Source organism: Roseobacter sp. MH60115, assembly GCF_015644665.1.
GTDB lineage: Bacteria > Pseudomonadota > Alphaproteobacteria > Rhodobacterales > Rhodobacteraceae > Roseobacter.
The window spans coordinates 153,515-173,851 of record NZ_JADOBQ010000002.1 but is presented as its reverse complement, the minus strand read 5'-3'; the positions used below and the strand labels follow the sequence as shown (position 1 = coordinate 173,851).

Genomic DNA, 20,337 nt, shown 5'->3' with positions numbered 1-20,337 from the left:
GGCGTCACACCCCCAGGTCGGCCCAATCCGACACCGGCGCGGTATTCCCCTGGCCCCAGAGCCCCCCTTGCCCCGGCGGTGGCGGTGCGGGCGCTTGGGTGCGCGCGTGCAACTCGCTGATCGTCAGCGAGGCCTGCAACCACTCCACAGCCGCCGGGATGACCGGATCACCGCGTCCGACAATCGGTTGGCCGTATTGTCGTAACCGTTCGGCGGCATCCGCCAGCCAGACAATGATTGTCATGCCCGCGCGGCCCCGATCCACGAACATGCGCGGATCACCCCCGGTCATCCGGGCGCGCCTGCGGATGCCTGCGATTACGTCCCAGACGTCCCGCGCCGCAAAGAGACCACGCAGATGCGGGTGTTTGAGGATCGCGAGCGCCTCTTTCAGCGCCGCCATCAATTCGGTTGCAAGGAACGGCGTGATGCCACCGCCCGCGCGCGACAGGTTGCCCAACATGCCCCGCGCAGCGGATCGGATGCGCGCCGTATTCGCGGAAGGCGCATCATTGGAATAGCGCGCCTGTTGTTCGTCCAATCTGTAGATCGCCTCGCAGAGCTCCAGCATCCGCGCTTCGAAGGCCATGTTGGCGACGCCATCCGCCGGGGCGGGGCCGTATGACACACCGAAGAGCCGGGCGTAAAACGCCCCGCGCTCGGATGGATCAGGACGTTGATGACGCTTGCGCCAGAAAGCGTGCAAGGGCCCTGCCACCGGGCCCAGATCAATACCCAGCGCCCCAGAGGAGGCCAGAGACGACAGCGTTTCCACAGAAGAGATGATACCCGCAGGCTCCAGATCAGCCGCCAGATAGAGCGCCCCAAGCGCCCGCATCTGCGCGCGGTCCACCTGGGTTGCGGCACTTGGGGGCAGCTCGATATCGCCAAGCATATCGAGACCCACCGCGAACACCGACGCCTGTGCAGCGGCGGCGTGACGGCTGCCATCTTCCAGCAGCTGGTCCAGCACCTCTTCCGGCGCGGGCGGCGGTTGGGTCGCATGAGCATGGGTAAAGAGCGGTTGATGTATCATCACGCGCCTCCCTCGGCTGGGTCTGCATTGGGATTGAACGGGCTGGAATTGCCCTGAATGGTGGAAATCATGCCCGGCGTCGCCATTTTTTCGAGCGGCAGGTAGTCGGATTTGAAGTTGACCCGCACCTCACCCGACAGCCGCGATTTGACCTCGGCCTTGGATTCCGATGTCTCGTCCACGGCGGAGCCGACCGTCGCCACATGTTCACTGCTGGTCGAGGTGCCGATGGAGCCGGAGACCGGCGAATACCATGACCCATAACCGGCCCGCGCACTGAACGAGGAGGCATCGGTTTTCTTGTCGTGCATCGATGCGGTGTATTGCCGCCCGGCAGTGTCATGGGCGCGCATGTCAAAGATGACTTTCGCGCGGATCGATCCATCCGTCACCACAATGCGGTTGATGCCCAGCATGACCATCGAGCTCAATAGTTGCTGGCGGGACTTGGCCATTTCAAGCCGGGCGGCGGTGACCAGCCGCAGTTCCGCATCGGCATCCGATATATCCGATATCGGCGGGTTGACGTTCATCTCCTTGCTGATGCGGGCCAGCGACACCTCCGGATCCTCGCCGCGCGCTTCCAGCCGGGCCTGCGTCTCAGCACCGGCGTCCTCGCCGCCTTCGGCAAAGCTGTCAGCGCTGGAGAAGAAGCCGACACCCAGTTCGCCGGGGTATTTTTCGGCCATGTAGTCGCGCCCGGCGGACTGGCTGATATTGTCCGCCATGAACTGATCGACGGTCTTGCTGACATTCGCGATCAACTCGCCATAGGCGCGCATCTGTTCGATGCTGGCCTCCACCATGGCCTGAAACACATTGGTGATCAGCCCGCCGACGAATTTGGGGAAATCCACCTTCTGAATCAACTCGCCGTATTGCTCGACGCCCTGCTCCACCGCACCGGCAACGAAATCCTGTCCGGCAAAACCGGGACTCTCGGAGAGGGCCTCCTTGGTGGCATTCACCGCCGCATCCGACAGGGCCGCCGCGGGCGGGGGCCGGTGTGGTGGGGGTGCTGCATCACCGTCTCCGATTTCGGACAGCACGCCGTCGGGGTCGGTCATGTAGGACAGGACCTTGGCGGTGTTCCGAGCCATCGACTGCTTCTCAGTCTGGCTCAGTGCCTCGTAATTGGGCATTGCCTCCAGAAATGCCCGGGTCTGCCGCCGCGCGGCATCCAGCGCTTCGGCGCTTGTCCAGTCAGGAGGATGTGCGGGCTGCATCAGCTGGCCCCTTTAAGACGGCGGTGCCGGGAGCGTCCCGGTACCTGCTGGGGTCTGCCCGGTGGCGCCGGCCTCGCCCGGTGCCGGGGCCACCTGTCTGGCGGAGGGCAGAACGTTCGGGTCCACCGGCGAAGAGTTGCCTTGGATCGCGGCGATCATCCCCGGCGTCGCCATCTTCTCCAGCGGCAGATAGTCCGATTTGAAGTTGACCGAGACATTGCCCGCCAGCTGCACCTTGGTCTGGATCTGCGTCTCCGATCCGGTCATGGCGCTGGCCGAGGCGGTGATCACCGGCTTGTCCTGATACTTGTGTTTGCCCTTGAGGTAGAACTCCGCGTTGCGCGTCCCGCCTTCGGAGCCGCCATCGCCATCATAGCTGCGGCCCCGGCGCTCGCTGCTGGAATCGATTTCCATTTCGCTTTCACCGGACCTGACCGTCTGGACATTGCCGTCCGCATCGCGGGCCACATCCATCGCCGTGGCGGATCGGCGTGAAATCTGCCGGTCCCCCGCCCGGAAATCATAGAGGATTTTCGCCGAAATCCGGCCATCCGTCACCACGATCCGGTTGATCCCCATCAGGATCAGCGAGGCCATCATTTGCTGGCGCTGCTTGGCCAGTTGCAGCCGGGCGTTGTGCACCAGCGCCTTCTCGACATTCTCATCGCTCAGATCGAGGGTCTTCAGCTCACCATTTTCGAAAGAGATCGAATTGTTGACCTTGCGCAGGGCCGCGTCTTCTTCAACGCCCTCGCGCAGCTTGAGCTTGGGTTGCGCGGGGCCGTCATCAAATCCGCCCCAGTCATCCATGCCAATTTCAAACAGATCGGGGAACTTGTCGACCATATGGTCGCGCCCCTGATTTTCAGACACATGCTGATCCATGAAGGAATCGAGGCTCTGTGCCACCGAGGCAATGAGTTCCTGATATTGCTCCATCTGTTCGATGGAAGATTGCACGATGCTTTGGAAGACGTTCTGGATCAACCCGCCAACGAAATCATCGAACCGCACCTGATCGAGCAGCAATCCCGCAACTTCAGCCCCCTCGCGGGCGGCCTCGGCGCGGAACGGACCTGCAGCGACATCTTCCACGGCGTCCATGCGTTCCTGAAAAGTCGCCTCCTGCACCGGCTGCGGATCGTCCTCAAGCGCGCGGGCCGTCGTGCCCAACCCGCCGGGGATCGTGTTGCCGGGCACCCCCATCGGGCTGGCCAGGAAATCGGCGACCTTGGCCATGTTGTTTGCAAAGGTCTGGCGTTCCCTGTCGTCCAGCGCCTGAAACGCCTCGGATTTCTCCAGAAGCTCCCGCACTTTGCGGCGCACATGGATGTTCGGTGCCTTGCCATCCTGCAGGGCGGCAGCAGGGGCCGGGGGGGCAATTTTAAACATGGGACGCGCTCCTTATGTCAGGCGGCTGTCTGCTCGGGCGTGGGAAGTTCGAATTCCGCGGGGCGCAGGTAGAGGCTCACGCGCGGCGGGCTGACGCGGTTGGTCCGCAGGCTGATGATCGAAAAACGCCCCGGCCAATAGTCATCTTCGGGGGTCAGCGCCCCCATCCAGCGTTCCAGCGCCCGCAGTGATCTGGGCCGTTCCGCCAGCCCCATCGTCAGCAGGCTGAGAAAGCTGGGCGGCACGTCGTCGATGGCGCTCAGCAACACGTAGATTTCGAAATCCGGCCCGGCGGGTCCGTGGCCAAAGGCCAGAAGTGTACTGTGCGCGGGCAGATCGAACTTGCCGCCGAGAACCAGACCCAGCGTTTGCATGATACTGCCCAACCGGTGCCCCAACCCCAGCACATCCAGTGTCGGTTGCAGGTCCGCCAGCTTCAGCGGCGCGGTACAGGCGAAGGTCAGGCGCTGCTCTCCCGCATCACGCCGCGCGGCAATGGTGGTGAAAAGCGGCTTGAGGCCCGGAATGCCCTGCAGCGCGGTCATGACCACCCGCACCAGGCTGGGGGGCAGCCCGTCGATCGCCCCCTGCCCTTCGGGCGTTTCGTAATAGACCTTGGTGGTGTGCAGCCCGTTGCGATCGTGTGCGGTGCCAAAGAAAGCGCCATAGTTCAGCGCGGCATTGCCGTGAAACCCCCGGTGCGGTTCCGAGGCCTGATCGAACCAGCGCACCGCCTCGCGCCCCGCCAGCCCGTTGACAAAAGACCGCATGGCCGCCGTGACCGTATCACGCCGGTCGATCCCCGGGGCTTCGGGCGGCAGCGGCTGCAGCGTGATCCGCATCTTGTCGGGCTGATCCTCGGCAAAGGAGGGTTCGACCGGCAGGGCCATGGGCATCAGCATATTGCGGGCATAGGCGGCCGGATCATCCCGCACAAAGGTCCGTTCAATCAGCGGCTCCAGATCCCCCGCCGGATTGGCCGTGTTCAGATGATCAGCCCATCGCGACAGCTTGTGTTTGACCCGGTTGGCCAATGGATGCGTAAACATAACATGTCTCCTCTCAGGGCTTCAGTGGCGGCTCAGACCAATGCCAAGGTCGCCAATGTCGCCCACGATTTCCTGCACCACCGAAGGCATCTGGATGGGCCGGGACGGTTGCTCTTCCGCAGCACGCATCGCCGCATATTGGTTGGTCTCCGTATCCGGGATCGCGTATTCCGACAGGTACAGTTCGCAGGCATTCACAAAGTCGAAATCATTGGGATGCGTGATCGCCTTCTGCCCGGGCGGATAGGGCGACGGATTGCGCACTTCGCCCATATCCAGCAGCTGTCCGGTGCTCGACATGATGTGATGGGCGTTGTTGGCCAGCCACGCGGTGATGATCGTCCCGCAGGTCGCAAGCGTCTGATATTTCAGCGTGTTCTTCGGCCCGCCGGGCAGATGCAGCGTATTGATCTGATCACAGACCTGCCACATGTCCCGCGCCCCGAAGTTCGCGCGGATTTCCGGGTGGCTCAACACATCGATCACGAAGTTCAGCTGTTTCTGAAGCTCGCCCGCGGCATAGTAGGCCATGCCGTAGCCGTGCAATGACAGGTTCGCCGCCAGATCGCGCGCGGCCTTGCGGGCACGCTGCTGGAAGATGAACGAGACGTTTTCCGCCTCGCGGTACTGGGTGATCAGCTTTGAGACGTTGCTGCACAGGTGCAGCATCAGCGGCTGGGCATTCTCATTGCGCGAATACCCTGGCTCGCCGCCCGGCACACCGATGGTCTGCGACAGGAATGTACGCCGCTCCAGATCGCTCAACCGGTTGGGCGCGTCACGCCAGTAGTTGAAGAGCCACTGGCCCACATCATTATTGCCGACCAGAACGATTTCGCCCCGCTGGCTTGCTTCGACACAGTAGTCCAGACACTGGAATGCCCGGATTTCATCGAACATCGCCGAGACGAACATCACGCCCATCAACCGGATGTTTTCCGGCACAAGGTTGTAGCGGTCCAGCGCCTCCAGATCAGGCGGGTTGATGCCGTTGTCGCGGGTGGCGACGCGGGTATAGGGCCCGGCCTCGTCGATATGCTGAAAACGGTTCAGCGCTTCGTTCACGCGGCGGCGCAGTTGGATTTCATCTGCCGAAACACCGCGCCGTACCAGTTCGCGCATGATTTCCGCGAACTCGCGGACCATCACCTCGGGGTCTCGACCGCCGCGGCCGTCCGCATTGCCTTCTTCCGCCAGGATCGGCAGCACCAGACGGGCAAGGTCTTCCATGCCCTTGGCTTCACCCAAGGCGGAGTAGAAGGCCTGCGACACGCTGTTCCAGCGCGCGTCCGACCGGTCCGGGACAATGCAGAACCCGGCAGGCACCGGGCTTGAGGCCGCGATGATCTGCGGCGCATCCGTACCTTCCAATTCCAGGATGCCGAGGGTCAGCGCCGCCAGGACGATGTTCTCATCCTTGGGCGACGACACCGAGGACATCTTCGGCGTTTTGGAGCCATCAGATGCCAGCTTCGCAAACTTCAGCCTGCCGTCATCATGCCCGACCAACGTTTCCTTGTTGGCGCAATCCTCGTCCTGCATCAGGTAACGGAAGGCAGCAAAGAGCGGGTTGGCCGTTTCCTTGGGGTCCGTGGCCGCGTCGATGACCTTCAGCACCTTGTTGATGCGGTCGAGTTCTTCCTGCTCGGTCTGCGCCAGTTGCAGCTTGTCCGCGATCTTCTTGTCCAACTGCGCCTTGCGGTTGGTCAGCTTGAGGTGTTCCTTGATCTCCCGCAATGCAATATCGCGGAAACGGGTTTTGTAAAGTGCCATGTCAAGTCTCCTTGATTGTGCTCGATGGCGGGAATGGACGGGCGAACAGGCTCAGCTCAATGCACATGCTGCCCTCCCGTCTCTCCGGGTGAATGGACGATCATCTCGTCCAGGGTGGTCAGTGCGGCGGCGGCATCGAGAATACCCGCCCCCGCACCGGAATGAGTTGCCCCGCCGGGAAACGGCTGGCAGGAGCGGATGAGGATGTCGCGCGCCTGCTGGCCATCCAGCGGATGAGACATGCGGGCGGCACGTGACACCAGCAGGGCGGCAGCACCCGCGACAAAGGGCGCGGCGAAACTTGTCCCCGTGGCATATTGATAGCTGCCCAGCGAGGTCGTCAGGATGCGCGCGCCCGGTGCCGACAGCGTCACGTGATTGCCGCGTGTGGAGAAGGCGGCGGGCTGCCCGGTGGCATCCACGGCACCGACGGTGATGACCTCCGGATAGGCGGCGGGCCAGAAACGCTCTTCGCGCCCGGAGTTCCCGGAGGCCACGATAATCACGCACCCCCGCGCCGCCGCATACCGGATTGCATCCTGATGCGGACGCGGGCTGTTCGGGGCGAGTGCGGCGTCGCTGGTGCCAAAGCTCAGGTTCAGCACCTTCGCCCCCAGGTTGACGGCCAATGTGATCGCCAGATCGAGATCGGACAGCGCGCCCAATCCCACCGGCAGGACTTTGTCCGGTAACTTCGCCGCCCCCAGCGCGCGCATCGGCAGCACGCGGCACTGCCCGGCCAACCCGGGCGGCATGTTGAGGCCAAGCGCCGCGATGATCCCGGCGCACCCCATGCCGTGCCCGACGAAATCATCCACAGGATGAGGATCGTTCTCTGTGTAATCGCCCAGTAGATGCACCCCCGGGGCGACGTCGGTGCTGTGCAGTTTGACGGTATCAAATCCGCCCTCCCGCACACGGCCCGCCAATTCGGGATGCCCCTGCGCCAGACCGCTGTCGATGACACCGATCAGGATGCCCGGATCACCGGGTTCATGCTCCAATGCCTCCGCTGCACCGACCATGTTGCGCGGGTGCCATGCAGTTGCGTCGTTGGTCGCGCGCGGTCGCTCCAGCCCCGGTTCGGCATCCATATTCTGCGCTGTCATGTAGTTTGGTGTGACCGCTTCGACGGCGGCAATCTGGCGCAACCGGTCGCATATCCGCGCAATCGGCGCACCGCGCGGCACTTTGACAAAGAAGGTCCGTGCGACACCCGTGACCTGTTCCACATCATCGTATCCACGATGGCGATGCCCGCGCGTATGTTGACCGCGGGCGGCGCAATGTAACCGCGCGGCACGGACCGCCCCCGCGTAGCGCGACAGGATGCGGTCCACCGGGCCCCGATCCAGATGATGCGCGGGATCATGGCAGCAGTCATGCACATCCAGCAGCGCCGGCGCATGGTCAGGCGCCTCCCCCAGCCGCATCTTGACCAGCAGGCTGGTGGGAGAGGAATACACCCGGTCATCCGGGTCGGCCCACGGCATCAGAAGGTTCATGACACGCCCTCCGGTGCGGGCGGCAGGGCCCCTGCCGAGCCATTCTGCGAAGGCGAAACAGGTGCTACGGGTGCGGAAAAAGCCGACAGATCAAAACTCATGGAGGTAGAGAGGTCCGGTGCCGCTTCCACCCGCATTTCGCCGGACCATTGGTCCGCCTCGGGCGCCAGCAGAATCTCTCGCGGTGTTGCCTTGAGGATCGGCGTGGGCCGCCCGTCGATACGGACAGCAGGCGTGCGCCCCTCCTCGATCAGGTTCCGGCCCCGGACCCGCAGGATGCGGCGCAGTTGCCCGGGTGTGTCATCGTCGCGGTCCACCGGTGAGACGTCCTCGACCATGGGCGATGCCGCGCGGCGCAGCGCCTTGCGCAACCGGTCAACCGGCAGGTTGGTGACCCGCCCGATTTCACCACCGATGCCCTTGCGCTCCAACTCGCGCAGCTTGCCCACGGTGCGCACGCCGACCCATTCCAGCTTGCGCCGCTCTTCCTCGGTCAGGTCTTCATCCAGCGTATCCAGCGCCTGATCATCAGGGTCCGTGGCGAAGGCGGCGGCGTTTTCCTCAATCATCGGTCGGGTAATGGCGGTGAAGACGATGTGAAACACGCTGGCTTCTTTCTCATCCGCGCCCGCAGGCCGTATGCGGATTTCACCGGCGGCGAATTCCACATGCGCCCGCAGGTCCAGATTGATGTCCTTGATGGCAAAGGTCATCGGCAGGTTGAGGTTGCGCGCCTTGACGGCCATGGCCGATTGCGCCTTGTCCAACTGGCTCTGAACCGCCTGGATAAAGTTTTCGAGGGGGAGGGTGGCCTGCGCGTTCATACCGGCACCTCCCCCAGCGTGATGGTCAGCTGTGCGGGTTCCGGATCAAATTCAGTGCGGCGCCGAAACAGCGGGAAATCGGCCTGAAAAACGCCCTCATCCGCCGCCCAGCGGACATCCAGCGGCACGGACATTTCCAACGAGGTAACCCGCAGCGGCAAGTGACCTGCGGCCACCAGCGTTTCGGTCATCGCACCATCGGCGATATCCGTCAGGGTTTCATGCAGGGGACGCAGAAGGCTCATGATCCGCCGCCTCCCTGCGGATTAGGCGCGGGTGGGAGCGCCGCAGGTGCCGGTGCAGCCGGTTGTGGTGCGACCGGCGCAGGGGCCGGTGCCGGGGTTGGTGCCGGCGTCGGTGCAACTGGCTGCTGTTCGGCGCGCGCAATGGCGGCCCGATTGCGGGAGTGGCGCTCCAGAATGGCCATTTCCGCCTGATCCATGAAGCGGTCGAGCGGCAGGGTCTCGGAGGCAAAGTTGATTTTCACATCGCCATAGAGCCGCGCTTCCAGCTCGGAATCCGACTGCGCGTTGACGTCGATGGTCGACACCTTGGTCACGGCGGACCCGCGCTGCGTGCCGCGCCGCCCCCATTGCGTCTGCCCGGATGCGGGATCGTTCGAGGTCGCGAAATCCAGCGCAACGCTGTCCGAGGCCGCAGCACGGAACCGCAGCCGTGCACCGATGGTGCCGTCCTTGACCACGACGCGGTTCATGCCGGTCAGCACCATGGTCGCCAGTGTCGACAGCCGTTGTTGCGCCACCCGTTCGCGCGCGGCGGGCAGAACGGATTGTTCCAGAAACTCGCCCGACAGCTCATTGCCGTCCAGCCCGAAATCCGCCAGCCAGCTAGGCGGTTCGGTGAACTCCTCTTCGGAGGCCTGGCGCGGTGTCAGTTGGTATTCATTGCCGGTGTTCACCAGCTGCACGTCACCGGGGTATTGTTCTGCCAGCCAGTCCCGCGCCTGATTGCGGGTCACGTTTTCGCGGGCAAACTGGTCTAGCGGCTTGGCAACAGCGGCCACCAGATCGGCATAGGCCTCCATCTGCCGGATGGCGCTGTCGGTGATACCGTTGAAGGTGCCGTCAACGAGGGAGGCGACAAAGGCCGGGAAGTCGATTTCATCCAGCAGCGCGCCCGTGCGCCGCCCCAGCGCATCGGTGGCCTTTTCGCGGGGCGGTTTCTTCTCCGCGGCCGGATCCTGAAAGGGTTGTTGCGGCTGCGCGCCGGGCTGTGGCGGGATTTCGTTGCCAAAGATGTCTCGTGCCAGCGGGGCAGCCACCGCCCGTGCCGGGGCAGGCGGTGGTGGGGGAAGTCCCTGATGATATTTACCGGTCACGCGCGCGGCTCCCTATGCCATGGCCGCTTGCGGGGCGAGGCTCTCATCCGCGTGGCTGACCTCATGCTTGCCGGAGCCGCAGAGGATCACGTGGCAGACACCGGTCCGGGTCTGTTCCCCCTGTTTGGTGAAGGCCGTCCGGACGGTGACCTGCAGCTTGGTTTCGTCCGAATCCGATGGCCCAGGTCCTACATCCGTGGTGACGGCAACGGCCCACCCATCGTGCACAGCCGGGCTGCCGGGGGCCGTCCGGACATTGCCCACGGCTCCACCGCCGTAGGACCAGTCGAGCACGACGCCGCCCTTGCTGCGGCCCGATGGCCCATCGAGATAGGGCCAGTCGTCCAGCACGACCTGTTGCCCCGGTATCAGCGGCTGCGCGACGGCAGGCGGCATGTCGGGATATACGCTGCCGTCCATCAGGAAGAGCGCATAGCGCACGCCGTTGCGGTCCACGTCCGATCGGTGGATCGTCACACCCGGCGGCGGAAAATCTCCGTCCGGATGCGGGGTTGGCTGCGGTGGCATGATCGGTGGTTCGATGGGGGGCGGCACCGGCTGTCCGGGCATGGGCGGCATCGCGCCGTTCTGTGGGCCGGGTGCGGGCGTGCCCGCGCTCGCCTGCATCATCGCAGCCAGCGCCGAGGCGGCGGCGGGCGGAACTGCAGGGGCCGCAGCTGCACCGTTGCCCGGGTGCTGTGGTGCACCCTCGGATGCCGGTGGTTGCGCCACAGGCGCAGCGGGCGGGGGCACGGCAGGTACCGCCGGCGCAGGTGCAGCTGCTGCCGGACTGGGGGTAAAGGCGGTTGTGACAGCCGTCGAAATCGCCTCGATCTGGCTTGGTAGTGTCGGGCCTGACGCAAGGCGCATGGCCAGTGCCAGCGGCAGATCAGCGGCATCCAGCAGCACGGCCCCGGTCACCTGGGTATCCGTTGCGAAAGAGCGTGCTTTGGCCCATTGCGTGAAGAGTTGCGGCTCCCCTTCGGCAATGGTCACCAGCAGCTTGGCCGGGTCTGCAGCGCTTGCCGCAGCAGAGGGATCGCCACCATAGCGGAAGATCGTACCACCGGGGGCCACGCCCACGCCCGGCGCAGCGTAGCTTTGCGGGGTGTCGAGCCCTACGGCAATGGTCCAACCGCGTTTGGCCGCCAATGCCGGAAGTTGCGCCAGCGCCGCGACATGATCGGCACTCAATATCTCCGTCACGGCGGTGGTCCAGCGTGTTTCGGTCGGCACGCCATTCGGACCGCTCACGGGGATCACGGCGGCAGGCGCAATCGGCGCGACCTCCTCCGAAATCGTGACGGCAATCGCTGCAGGCGTCGCCGCACCATTGGGTGTGGGTGCAGGGGCGGAAGGCGGCGCAGATGCCGCATCCTTCATCAGCGCAGCCGCATAGCCCGGAGGCGGCGCCTGCGTTCCCCGGTTCAGCGTATGACCGTGGTGCCCACCCGCATGCAATATCTGGAAGGACCGCCCGGTGGTTGACGCCCCCATCAGCTCATATTCCTGCTGGAAGGCGGGCCATGTCATGATGTAGCGGCTGCCGGTGAGATGGGTGGATTTGTGACTGCCAGGCGTGCCCGGCGTGCCGACGATCCGATCCCAAGGGTCCGTGATCCGCACCATCAGGTCGCCATTTTCATCGTTGTACATGCCGGTCACGACAACCGCGTGCAGCGATCCGGGCAGCGCCACGCCGACCCAAAGCGGGCCATTGTCTTCCAGCAGATCGCGGAACCCTTCGGCGGTGAAGCTCTGCCCCGCCATTGCTGTCAGCTCCAGAGCCTCTGCAAGGTCCTGCACATTATCCGGGTTCAGGCCCTTTTTGATCGGCCTGCCCGCGATTTCAGCAACCATGCTCGGCGACAGGCTGATCTTGTCCCGCCAGCCGACAACCATGGCGGCGGCGGCGGCCCAACAGCTTGCATTGGTGGGCTGCGCCACCTGATCGACATCATCCCAATTGATCGTAAAGCTCTCGTTGATCGCAAGCGCCTGCGCACTTGATCCGGGGCGCGCGACGGTGACCCAACGCGTGTTGACCTCGGTATCTCCCCACCCGGCCAGCGAGCTGGGTCCGTTCCCGGCGGCCACCGGATCATAGCGATAGATCGATCGGCCATTCACATAAAGCTCATGACAGGGGAAGCCGTCATGCCGCCCACCAGCCTTGACCTGGATCTGACCGTTGTGCATGCGGATGAAGACGGCAACATCGGCGTCGATGTCGGGGGCAACACGCGACAGCGGCATAGATCCTTCGGCCTTCACGCTGACAACGGAGGCATTCTCCAGCGCTGCCTGTATCGCCCAGCGCCCGGAGGTGCCCATCTCGACGTTCAGATTGTCGTCATTGGCGCGCAGCGTCTTGCGTTCTGTAGGCGTGGCACCTGACCGTCTGCCCAGCCACCAGTCCGGTTTGCCGCTGACCGCATAGGTATCATCGCTGTCATAGGCCTTGGATTCGCTCCAATGACGGCGCAGAACGCGCAGGCGTTCGATGCCCATGCCACGGGTCAGTTTGACCGACGCCACGATTTCGCCCCGGCTGCTGCCCTGATCGTAGGAGAACCCACGCCCGTCGCCGCCGTAGTCATCACTGAACGGTCCGGTGATCGCCGGGGAGGGAATGAACATGCGGTACTTGATTTCGAGCGTGTAGGGGTCGCTGTTCGCACCCAGGGCCTGCGACCCGCTGCGGCCCGAGCCCGCCAGCGCACGCGTGGTATCACGCCAGGAGAAATGCCGCCGGAACGGGGTCAACACACGGGCCGATCCCCCGTTGCGATTGACATGTTCGGCCACCTTTTCCTGGAAACTGCGCCACAGCCGTTCCGCCACGGCGAAAGCAGGCGTTTCGAGCGCGCCCATCGCGCTGGGATAGGTGAACCGATCCGCACCGCGGGTGTAGATGATATAGCCGTCGTCATCCGTTTCCCGAATGCCGAATTCGCGGTGACCGGAGACGGGATGCGTGCCCGTTGTAGGGGTTTCGATGGTGGTAAAACGCCATTTGCGCGGCTCCACCTTGGAGGCCACGACCGCCGCGTTGTCGCCGGGGATGCGCAGGTTGAACATGGTGCCTTCGGGGCTCGACCCGCTCCATTTGCGCGAATCCGCTGCGGAGAAGAAATCGAACCGGGTCAGCGTCGGATTGACGAAGCGTGCCATGTTGATGCGGATGTGCCGGATCAGGTCTTCGGCGGATTGGCCGGACGGCAGGCGGCTGACTTTCACCTCCAGCAGATCAAGATTCAGATCACCGCGCGCGCTGGCGAAAGTCTGGATACTGAACCCGCGTCTGCTGACCTCGGAGCGGATGGCGGAGGGCACGCGCCAGCGCAGCAGGTGCCGCCACCGGGGCGCATAGCGGCGCGCGTCGGCGCTGCTGTCGCGCAGCATCGGTTCGGCCAGAACCGGGTTCGCGCCGAAGGCCGCTGCAAAACCCAGGCTTTGCGACACGCCGCGCTGCACGCCCGCATAGACATCCAGCGGCGAGCCGATGCCGAGACCAATCTCAACCGAGACACCGATGAATTCGTTGCTGGTGTCGAAGATGGCAGCACCGCCGCCCACAATCCCCTCACCCGCAGAGAACCCGGCCACATAGGTGATCCCTTCGAAGGCCGAGACACCGCCGTTCAGAACGGTCATCTGTATGGTACCACTGATCGAGAAAATCGCCCCGAGATCAAGCTCGCCCACGCCGTAGACGCCCATCTTGTTGCCCGGCGCAAAGATGATGCCCGTGCCCAGGGCGCCCCCGGCGGCGAACCCGCCTGAAACGGCAATGCCCAGACCAACGGACAGACCCTGACGGTTGGCAAGGCGGATGGCCGCAACCGTGGTTGCAAGCGGCGGATTGGCGAGGATGGCAGCGTCGAGGGCGATCTTCATCGCCGTGCCCATCGCGGATGTCTCCGGCGCCTGGGCCGCGATTTTCTCGCCGACCCGCACGTCGCGCACAGCCGGTTGCGTCTCGCCCAGCGAGGCCGCGATGGCTGCGTCTTCGGGAGGGGTCTCCTCCTCCGCTTGAATCTCGGCCTCTTCCTCGACGCTGACGTCGTCATCCTCATTCTCGGCGACGTCGTCCGCGTCGATCTCCTCCTCCGGCCCAGGCACGACACGCGCGGCGGGCGGCGCGTCTTCGGGCAACGGCGGCAGATCGCCAAATCCATCGTTGTAAGGCGCGGGTTTGGCCGCCGGTGCCTCAGCGCCGTTCTGACCGTTTGGCGTTTGAGAGGCCTGCCCGTTCTGCCCCGCCCGCCCGTTCTGCGGTGCGTCCACCTCATCCGTGCTGGGTCGCGCGGTGTCCCCGGCCCAGGTCAGACCCGCCTTACCATTACTGCCGTATCCCGGCACCTGTTGCGCGCGGTTCGGGAACATCCGCACACGTCGCAGGCTGCGCCCGGTCAACCCCGCAAGCGTGATGTAAACACTGTCCGCGTCCGGCATGACCTGCACCTGATACCCTGTGCTTTGATCCGCCGGGCGCGTGGCCAGCGCGAAGTAGAGCTTCTCCTTACCGACGAAACGCGCCAGCACCTCAGCGGGTACGATATAGACGGCCTCGCCCTCCAAAATCTGCAGCGGCCCCATCGACGCCGTGGAGAAGAAGTTATCAGGGGACCGTTTCTCCGCATTCCGAAACAGGGCCGGGTCGGTTGCCAGCGTGACTTCTGCCAGTTGCGGCATCCCGTGGCTTCGGATGGTGAAGCCCAGCATGGGATAGCGGTCACTGATCGAGATACGGTTCGGGCTGATGTCTGAGCGCATGGGGGTCACCTGTCCTTGGGATCGTCGAGGGCGGATCCCGACCCGGAGGATCGGGGCTTACGTCGGGCCTCCGCGGCCCGGCGTTCAAAATCTGGGGAAATGTCGAGAATACTGGCCAGCGGGTCATCTTCGCGGACATCGGCAATCGCGCCGAAGTCCCGTTCGAACTGTTCGACGGAGCGCGACAACAGGCGCATCAGCAATTTCGCATGGGTCGGACCCAGCGCCAATCGGCTGTTGATGGTTGCCGTTCCGCGCTGCGGGTCGATTTGCCCGAAGTCGATCAGGAACTCGTAAGGGTTATGCCCCACTTCGAAGTAATTCGCATATCCGGCGATAAGCGTTCGCCCGTCGCTCGGAGGCGCATGACCATCCGCCATTGGCAGTTCTCCCGCTGTTCCCTCTAATAGGTGCAAGAAACGTGCCACGGCCTTACGTTTATGATTTTCTTTTATTTACAGACGCTTGACAATTTCACGCCCTGTCACATCCGTCACAGGCATGTGTCACAGCGCGACGCGGATGCTGTTACAGGGTCGGAATACCCGCCACTTCAAAGCGACCGAAAGGGGCGAATGGCGTTCACTGTCCAAAACACGCGGTAGGGATACGGTGTTACCGGGGTGCGAGCGGGCTGCGCGCGATGCGGTACTTTTCGATCTTCCGGTAGACGCTCATCCGGGACATGTTCAGCAGCCGTGCCGCCTCCGCCTTGTTCCACTTGGTGCGGTTCAATGCCTCGATCAGGTCGTCCTTTTCGGTGGACAACACGGTGCGGTGGCCGGAAATCAATGTCTGAAAGGCGGGCGGCAGGTCCGACACGGTAATCTCGCCCTCGGGCGGGTCGATGAAAACCGCCTCGATCATGTTGCGCAATTCGCGCACATTGCCGGGCCAGGCATAGCCTTCGAAGAGCCGCGCCAGCCGTCGGTCCGGGCCGGCGACCGCACGGCCGTCACGCCTGTTCAACTCATCAATGAAACCCTCGGCAAGCACGCGAATGTCATCAGGCCGCGCCCGAAGCGGGTCCACTTCGATCCGCGCGACGTTCAGCCGATAGTAGAGATCCGCGCGAAAGCGGTGCTCTGCCACCAGCTCCTCCAGCGCCTGATTGGTGGCGGCGACAAAGCGCACATCCACCGTGGTTTCCTGCGTAGCACCAATCCGGTCGATCTTGCCCGCTTCCAAAAAGCGCAGCAGCTTGGCCTGGCCGGTCAGGCTCATCTCGCCAATCTCATCGAGAAAAAGCGTGCCGCCATCCGCCTGTACGGCGCGCCCGTCGTAGCGGGTCACGGCCCCGGTGAAGGCCCCCCGCTCATGGCCGAAGAGTTCTGTTTCGATCAGACCCTCGGGCAACGCGGCGCAATTGATCGCCACAAACCGATGCCGCCTGCGCGGACTCAGGTCATGCACGGCCTGTGCAATCCGCTCCTTGCCGGTCCCGGTTTCTCCGGTGATCAGGACAGGCGCCTGACTGCGCGCCACCTTCGGAAGATAGGTTCGCAGCGTATCCGCCCACGAACTCTCCCCCTGAATGGCGGCCAAAGCATCCATCGAAGTGTCCCTCAAATCCGAGCGGGAATGGCGCGTTTTTCGGTTTAGGTGGATGGGTAGATGCTACCCGACAACGACGCTTAGCAAGGCTTGGCACCCCTTTTGTCCAGACGATGTTGTGCGCTTCTGTGTCCCCGTCGAAAGAATGTTTGTCTAATGCTTGAAATGAATTTTCAATCGTAGCACGAAACATAACGCTTTTGAGGAATTCGTTAACGCGGCGGTCAGGGCGGCAAAGGTCCGCTTAGTCGGCAAAATCTCTCCGGTTGTCCGAACTCCGCTCATGCGCCGACGGATTTTGCCTCTTTGGGTGATCAAAAATTGTGCGACTGACTAAAAATACGAAGGCGCATTCGTGTCCAGGATTTTCAATCCCGGCGAAACGCCCCTAACTGTCCGAATGTCAGACGCGCTTACGATCATTGTTGTCGAACCAAGCAAGGATCGCGCCTTGCAGATCGTCGATGGCCTGCGCGAGGCGGGCATTGACCATATGATCCACGTGGTGGCTGAACCCAGCAGCCTGACGCGGCAGATCGAGGTCTTGCAGCCCGATGTCGTGTTGATCGATATGGCCGATCCGTCCCGCGACATGCTGGAGGAACTGGCGCTGGCCTCCGGCCCGACAGAACGCCCGGTGGCCATGTTCGTGGATCAAAGCACCGAAGGTCTGACCGCCCTGGCGATCGAGGCCGGATTTTCCGCCTATGTCGTGGACGGCTTGCAGCCTGACCGGCTCAAACCCGTTCTGGACGCCGCCCTTGTGCGCTTCCGGATGATGCAGCGGATGCGCAACGAACTGGCAGAAACCAAGCGCGCCCTTGAAGAGCGCAAGGTGATCGACCGCGCCAAGGGCATCATCATGAAATCGCGGGACCTGACGGAAGACGAAGCCTACGCGCTGCTGCGCAAGGCGGCGATGGACCAGAACAAACGGCTTGCCGATGTGGCGGGCGCGCTGGTCAGCACCGCAGGGCTGTTGTCATGAGGACGGTGACGCTGACCGCAGGATTCATCCCGCTGGTGGACGCGGCCCCCTTGATCGTGGCGCATGAGATGGGCTTTGCCGCAGAGGAAGGCATCGCGCTCGACCTCAGGCCCGCGCCGTCCTGGTCGAGCCTGCGCGACATGCTCAGCTTCGGGCAGGTGGATGCCGCGCATATGCTCTCGCCCGTGCCCATTGCGGCGTCGATGGGGCTGGGGGGCGTGGGTACAGCCCTGGCGGCTGTCTCCGTCATGTCGGTGAACGGCAATGTCATTGGCGTAAATGACCAGCTGGAACGCAAGCTGCGTGATCTCGGGCATGACTTCGACTTTCGCGATCCGCACGCCGCCGGGGCCGCGCTCTTCAAGGCCAAGACGGGCAGGCTCAGGATCGGGGTGCCCTTCCCCTTCTCGATGCATTGCGAACTGGTGAGCTATTGGCTGGAATCGCTGGGCTGGGACCTGTCGGGCGATCTCGACATCCGCACCGTACCGCCGCCCCTGATGGGGGATGCCATCACGGCAGGCGAGATCGACGCCTTCTGCGTGGGCGAACCCTGGGGGTCCCGCGCGGTCGATCAGAACGGCGCCGCACTGCTGTTGCCGGGATCGGCCATCTGGAACTTCGCGCCGGAAAAGGTGCTGGCGGTTCGCACCGACTGGGCGGAGACGGAACAATCGCTCTTGTTCCGACTGATCCGCGCGGTGTGGCGCGCGGGCCGGTGGCTGGCTCAGGATGGAAGCGCCCTGCTCGCCGCTGAAATGCTGAGCCGCCCCGGATACCTGAACCTCTCGGCGGAAGTGCTGGAGCGGGCGCTGTCCGGTCAACTGGTCATCTCGCGCAAGGGCGAAGAACGGCACGCAGACCGTTTTGTGGAGTTCCACAACGGATCCGCCACCTTCCCATGGCGCAGCCAGGCCGCGTGGATCGCAGACAGACTGGCACGCCGCTCAGGCAAACCGCCCGAAATCGCACGCGCGGCCGCATCGGTCTTTCGCCCCGATCTCTACCGACAGGCGATGCATCACACGGAGGCCGATCTGCCCGGCGCTTCCGGCAAGGTCGAAGGCTCCCTGAGCGCCGACACCGCCGTGGCCTCCGCCGAAGGGCGCGTGATTCTCTACAGGGATTCGTTCTTCGATGGGCGCATCTTTGAGCCACAGGAATAATTCTGCCAAAAATTTGTGCGGCCGCAGCAATCAAGCGCCGCGTCGCAGCATTCTTTATCGGATTTCCACTCTTAAGACTTGGCAGATCGCAAACCACGTCGGACAGTGTCTGCACAGACAGGCAACGGTGCCCGTCCCAGGAATTCTCCCTACGACAGGGAATACCCAGAGCAAGGCCGCTCGACCTTTTCACCTCCTCCCGGTGAACTGCGTCGGCGGTCTTTTTTTGTTGCCCGAACCTTGGGCCACGCACCGAAAGGATACTCATGATGAAAAAGCTTGTACTTGCGGCTTTGGCGTCCACAGCGCTGACCTCTCCAGCCTTTGCCGAGGCGTTGGAACTGGAAAAGGATGAACTGACATTCGGGTTCATCAAACTGACCGATATGGCCCCGCTGGCGGTTGCCTACGAGCAGGGGTACTTCGATGACGAAGGGCTGTTTGTCACTCTTGAGGCTCAGGCCAATTGGAAAGTGCTGCTGGACGGCGTGATCGACGGGCAGTTGGACGGGGCCCACATGCTGGCCGGGCAACCGCTGGCTGCAACCATCGGCTATGGCACCAAGGCGCATATCATCACGCCTTTCTCGATGGATCTGAACGGCAACGGGATCACCGTGTCCAACGACGTCTGGGAGGCGATGCGCCCGCATGTACCGTCGATGGAAGACGGTCGCCCGCAGCACCCGATCTCTGCCGAGGCGCTCAGACCGGTGATCGAGGACTATAACGCCAAGGGCAAACCCTTCAACATGGGCATGGTTTTCCCGGTATCGACCCATAACTACGAACTGCGCTACTGGCTGGCCGCGGGCGGGATCAATCCGGGGTATTATGCGCCGGACAACATTTCCGGCCAGATCGGTGCGGAGGCTCTGCTTTCCGTGACGCCACCGCCGCAGATGCCCGCCACGCTGGAGGCTGGCACCATCTATGGCTACGCCGTGGGTGAGCCGTGGAACCAGCAGGCCGTCGCCAAAGGCATCGGTGTGCCGGTGATCACCGACTACCAGCTGTGGAAGAACAACCCCGAAAAGGTCTTTGGCATCACGCAAGGGTTTGCCGATGAAAACCCCAACACGACCCTCGCCGTGGTCAAGGCGCTGATCCGCGCGGCGATCTGGCTGGATGAAAACGACAACGCCAACCGGGAGGAAGCGGTCGAAATCCTGAGCCGTCCGGAATACGTTGGCGCGGATTTCGATGTCATCGCGGCTTCCATGACCGGCACATTCGAGTTTGAAAAAGGCGACATCCGCGATGTGCCCGATTTCAACGTCTTCTTCCGCTACAACGCCACCTACCCTTATTACTCTGATGCGGTCTGGTACCTGACGCAGATGCGCCGCTGGGGGCAGATCGCCGAAGCCAAGCCCGACAGCTGGTATGACGAAGTGGCCAAATCCGTCTACAAACCAGAGATTTATCTCGAAGCCGCCCGTCTGCTGGTCGATGAAGGGCTGGCCAATGCGGATGACTTCGATTGGGACAGCGATGGCTACAAGGCCGCGACCCCGGCCGAGGATATCATCGACCAGATTGGCTATGACGGCAAAACCCCCAACGCCTATCTCGACAGCCTGCCCATCGGGCTAAAGGGCGAGCAGCGCGTCATTGGCAACGAAGTCCAAGGGTAATGGTCGCTCGGTCTGGTTCCGTCGCAAGGCGACCAGACCGAGCTCTCCCTCCAGATCACAAAGGTGCGT

At 63.5% G+C, this 20,337-nt stretch carries 15 protein-coding genes; 3 read left to right on the top strand and 12 right to left on the bottom strand.

All coding sequences use genetic code 11. From position 1 onward, the window contains the following. Positions 1–4 precede the first annotated feature (4 nt). From ISX84_RS06400 to ISX84_RS06345, 12 genes are all read right to left on the bottom strand, one after another. On the bottom strand, positions 5–1,036 hold the full coding sequence (locus tag ISX84_RS06400) for a hypothetical protein (RefSeq protein WP_195819522.1): 1,032 nt from the start codon (positions 1,034–1,036) through the stop codon (positions 5–7). Beyond that, positions 1,036–2,262, bottom strand: a complete 1,227-nt coding sequence (locus tag ISX84_RS06395) for a hypothetical protein (RefSeq protein WP_195819521.1) — start codon at positions 2,260–2,262, stop codon at positions 1,036–1,038. Before ISX84_RS06395 ends, ISX84_RS06400 begins: the two co-directional genes overlap by 1 nt. A 12-nt stretch (positions 2,263–2,274) precedes the next feature. Continuing rightward, positions 2,275–3,654, bottom strand: a complete 1,380-nt coding sequence (locus ISX84_RS06390; protein WP_195819520.1) for a hypothetical protein — start codon at positions 3,652–3,654, stop codon at positions 2,275–2,277. 17 nt (positions 3,655–3,671) lie between these two features. Then, positions 3,672–4,703 (bottom strand): hypothetical protein, encoded by a 1,032-nt coding sequence (locus tag ISX84_RS06385; protein WP_195819519.1) that lies wholly within the window; start codon positions 4,701–4,703, stop codon positions 3,672–3,674. A gap of 21 nt (positions 4,704–4,724) precedes the next feature. After that, complete coding sequence (locus ISX84_RS06380) at positions 4,725–6,476, bottom strand: hypothetical protein (RefSeq protein WP_195819518.1); 1,752 nt, start codon at positions 6,474–6,476, stop codon at positions 4,725–4,727. Positions 6,477–6,532: 56 nt separating this feature from the next. Continuing rightward, a complete protein-coding gene (locus ISX84_RS06375; RefSeq protein WP_195819517.1) occupies positions 6,533–7,981 on the bottom strand; it encodes a S8 family peptidase in 1,449 nt (482 codons plus the stop codon). Then, on the bottom strand, positions 7,978–8,805 hold the full coding sequence (locus ISX84_RS06370) for a hypothetical protein (RefSeq protein WP_195819516.1): 828 nt from the start codon (positions 8,803–8,805) through the stop codon (positions 7,978–7,980). Before ISX84_RS06370 ends, ISX84_RS06375 begins: the two co-directional genes overlap by 4 nt. Continuing rightward, entirely contained in the window at positions 8,802–9,050 is a 249-nt protein-coding gene (locus tag ISX84_RS06365) for a hypothetical protein (RefSeq protein WP_195819515.1), read from the bottom strand. Before ISX84_RS06365 ends, ISX84_RS06370 begins: the two co-directional genes overlap by 4 nt. Further along, on the bottom strand, positions 9,047–10,144 hold the full coding sequence (locus ISX84_RS06360) for a hypothetical protein (RefSeq protein ID WP_195819514.1): 1,098 nt from the start codon (positions 10,142–10,144) through the stop codon (positions 9,047–9,049). The genes ISX84_RS06365 and ISX84_RS06360 overlap by 4 nt, the downstream gene beginning before the upstream one ends. Before the next feature lie 12 nt (positions 10,145–10,156). After that, positions 10,157–14,923 (bottom strand): papain-like cysteine protease family protein, encoded by a 4,767-nt coding sequence (locus tag ISX84_RS06355; protein ID WP_195819513.1) that lies wholly within the window; start codon positions 14,921–14,923, stop codon positions 10,157–10,159. Between the two features lie 5 nt (positions 14,924–14,928). Beyond that, positions 14,929–15,303: a DUF3467 domain-containing protein gene (locus tag ISX84_RS06350; RefSeq protein WP_195819512.1), complete on the bottom strand. Its 375-nt coding sequence runs from the start codon at positions 15,301–15,303 to the stop codon at positions 14,929–14,931. 235 nt (positions 15,304–15,538) lie between these two features. Further along, the gene (locus tag ISX84_RS06345; protein ID WP_195819511.1) at positions 15,539–16,477 is read right to left on the bottom strand and encodes a sigma-54 interaction domain-containing protein; all 939 of its coding nucleotides are present in this window, start codon (positions 16,475–16,477) and stop codon (positions 15,539–15,541) included. A 400-nt stretch (positions 16,478–16,877) separates the two neighbouring features. Here ISX84_RS06345 and ISX84_RS06340 point away from each other — a divergent pair, with 400 nt between their 5' ends. The 3 genes from ISX84_RS06340 (at position 16,878) to ISX84_RS06330 (ending at position 20,268) form a co-directional block, all read left to right on the top strand. Then, positions 16,878–17,465 carry an ANTAR domain-containing response regulator gene (locus ISX84_RS06340; RefSeq protein WP_195819510.1) on the top strand — a complete coding sequence of 196 codons (588 nt, stop codon included), beginning with the start codon at positions 16,878–16,880 and terminating at the stop codon, positions 17,463–17,465. Then, positions 17,462–18,631, top strand: coding sequence for a CmpA/NrtA family ABC transporter substrate-binding protein (locus ISX84_RS06335; protein ID WP_195819509.1), 1,170 nt, complete (start codon positions 17,462–17,464; stop codon positions 18,629–18,631). The genes ISX84_RS06340 and ISX84_RS06335 overlap by 4 nt, the downstream gene beginning before the upstream one ends. 269 nt (positions 18,632–18,900) lie before the next feature. Further along, entirely contained in the window at positions 18,901–20,268 is a 1,368-nt protein-coding gene (locus tag ISX84_RS06330) for a CmpA/NrtA family ABC transporter substrate-binding protein (RefSeq protein ID WP_195819508.1), read from the top strand. The last annotated feature ends 69 nt before the right edge of the window (positions 20,269–20,337 follow it).

Coding starts and splice junctions, on each gene's coding strand:
- ISX84_RS06400 (WP_195819522.1), bottom strand. CDS start 1,036: ATGATACATCAACCGCTCTTTACCCATGCTCATGCGACCCAACCGCCG.
- ISX84_RS06395 (WP_195819521.1), bottom strand. CDS start 2,262: ATGCAGCCCGCACATCCTCCTGACTGGACAAGCGCCGAAGCGCTGGAT.
- ISX84_RS06390 (WP_195819520.1), bottom strand. CDS start 3,654: ATGTTTAAAATTGCCCCCCCGGCCCCTGCTGCCGCCCTGCAGGATGGC.
- ISX84_RS06385 (WP_195819519.1), bottom strand. CDS start 4,703: ATGTTTACGCATCCATTGGCCAACCGGGTCAAACACAAGCTGTCGCGA.
- ISX84_RS06380 (WP_195819518.1), bottom strand. CDS start 6,476: ATGGCACTTTACAAAACCCGTTTCCGCGATATTGCATTGCGGGAGATC.
- ISX84_RS06375 (WP_195819517.1), bottom strand. CDS start 7,981: ATGAACCTTCTGATGCCGTGGGCCGACCCGGATGACCGGGTGTATTCC.
- ISX84_RS06370 (WP_195819516.1), bottom strand. CDS start 8,805: ATGAACGCGCAGGCCACCCTCCCCCTCGAAAACTTTATCCAGGCGGTT.
- ISX84_RS06365 (WP_195819515.1), bottom strand. CDS start 9,050: ATGAGCCTTCTGCGTCCCCTGCATGAAACCCTGACGGATATCGCCGAT.
- ISX84_RS06355 (WP_195819513.1), bottom strand. CDS start 14,923: ATGCGCTCAGACATCAGCCCGAACCGTATCTCGATCAGTGACCGCTAT.
- ISX84_RS06350 (WP_195819512.1), bottom strand. CDS start 15,303: ATGGCGGATGGTCATGCGCCTCCGAGCGACGGGCGAACGCTTATCGCC.
- ISX84_RS06345 (WP_195819511.1), bottom strand. CDS start 16,477: ATGGATGCTTTGGCCGCCATTCAGGGGGAGAGTTCGTGGGCGGATACG.
- ISX84_RS06340 (WP_195819510.1), top strand. CDS start 16,878: ATGTCAGACGCGCTTACGATCATTGTTGTCGAACCAAGCAAGGATCGC.
- ISX84_RS06335 (WP_195819509.1), top strand. CDS start 17,462: ATGAGGACGGTGACGCTGACCGCAGGATTCATCCCGCTGGTGGACGCG.
- ISX84_RS06330 (WP_195819508.1), top strand. CDS start 18,901: ATGAAAAAGCTTGTACTTGCGGCTTTGGCGTCCACAGCGCTGACCTCT.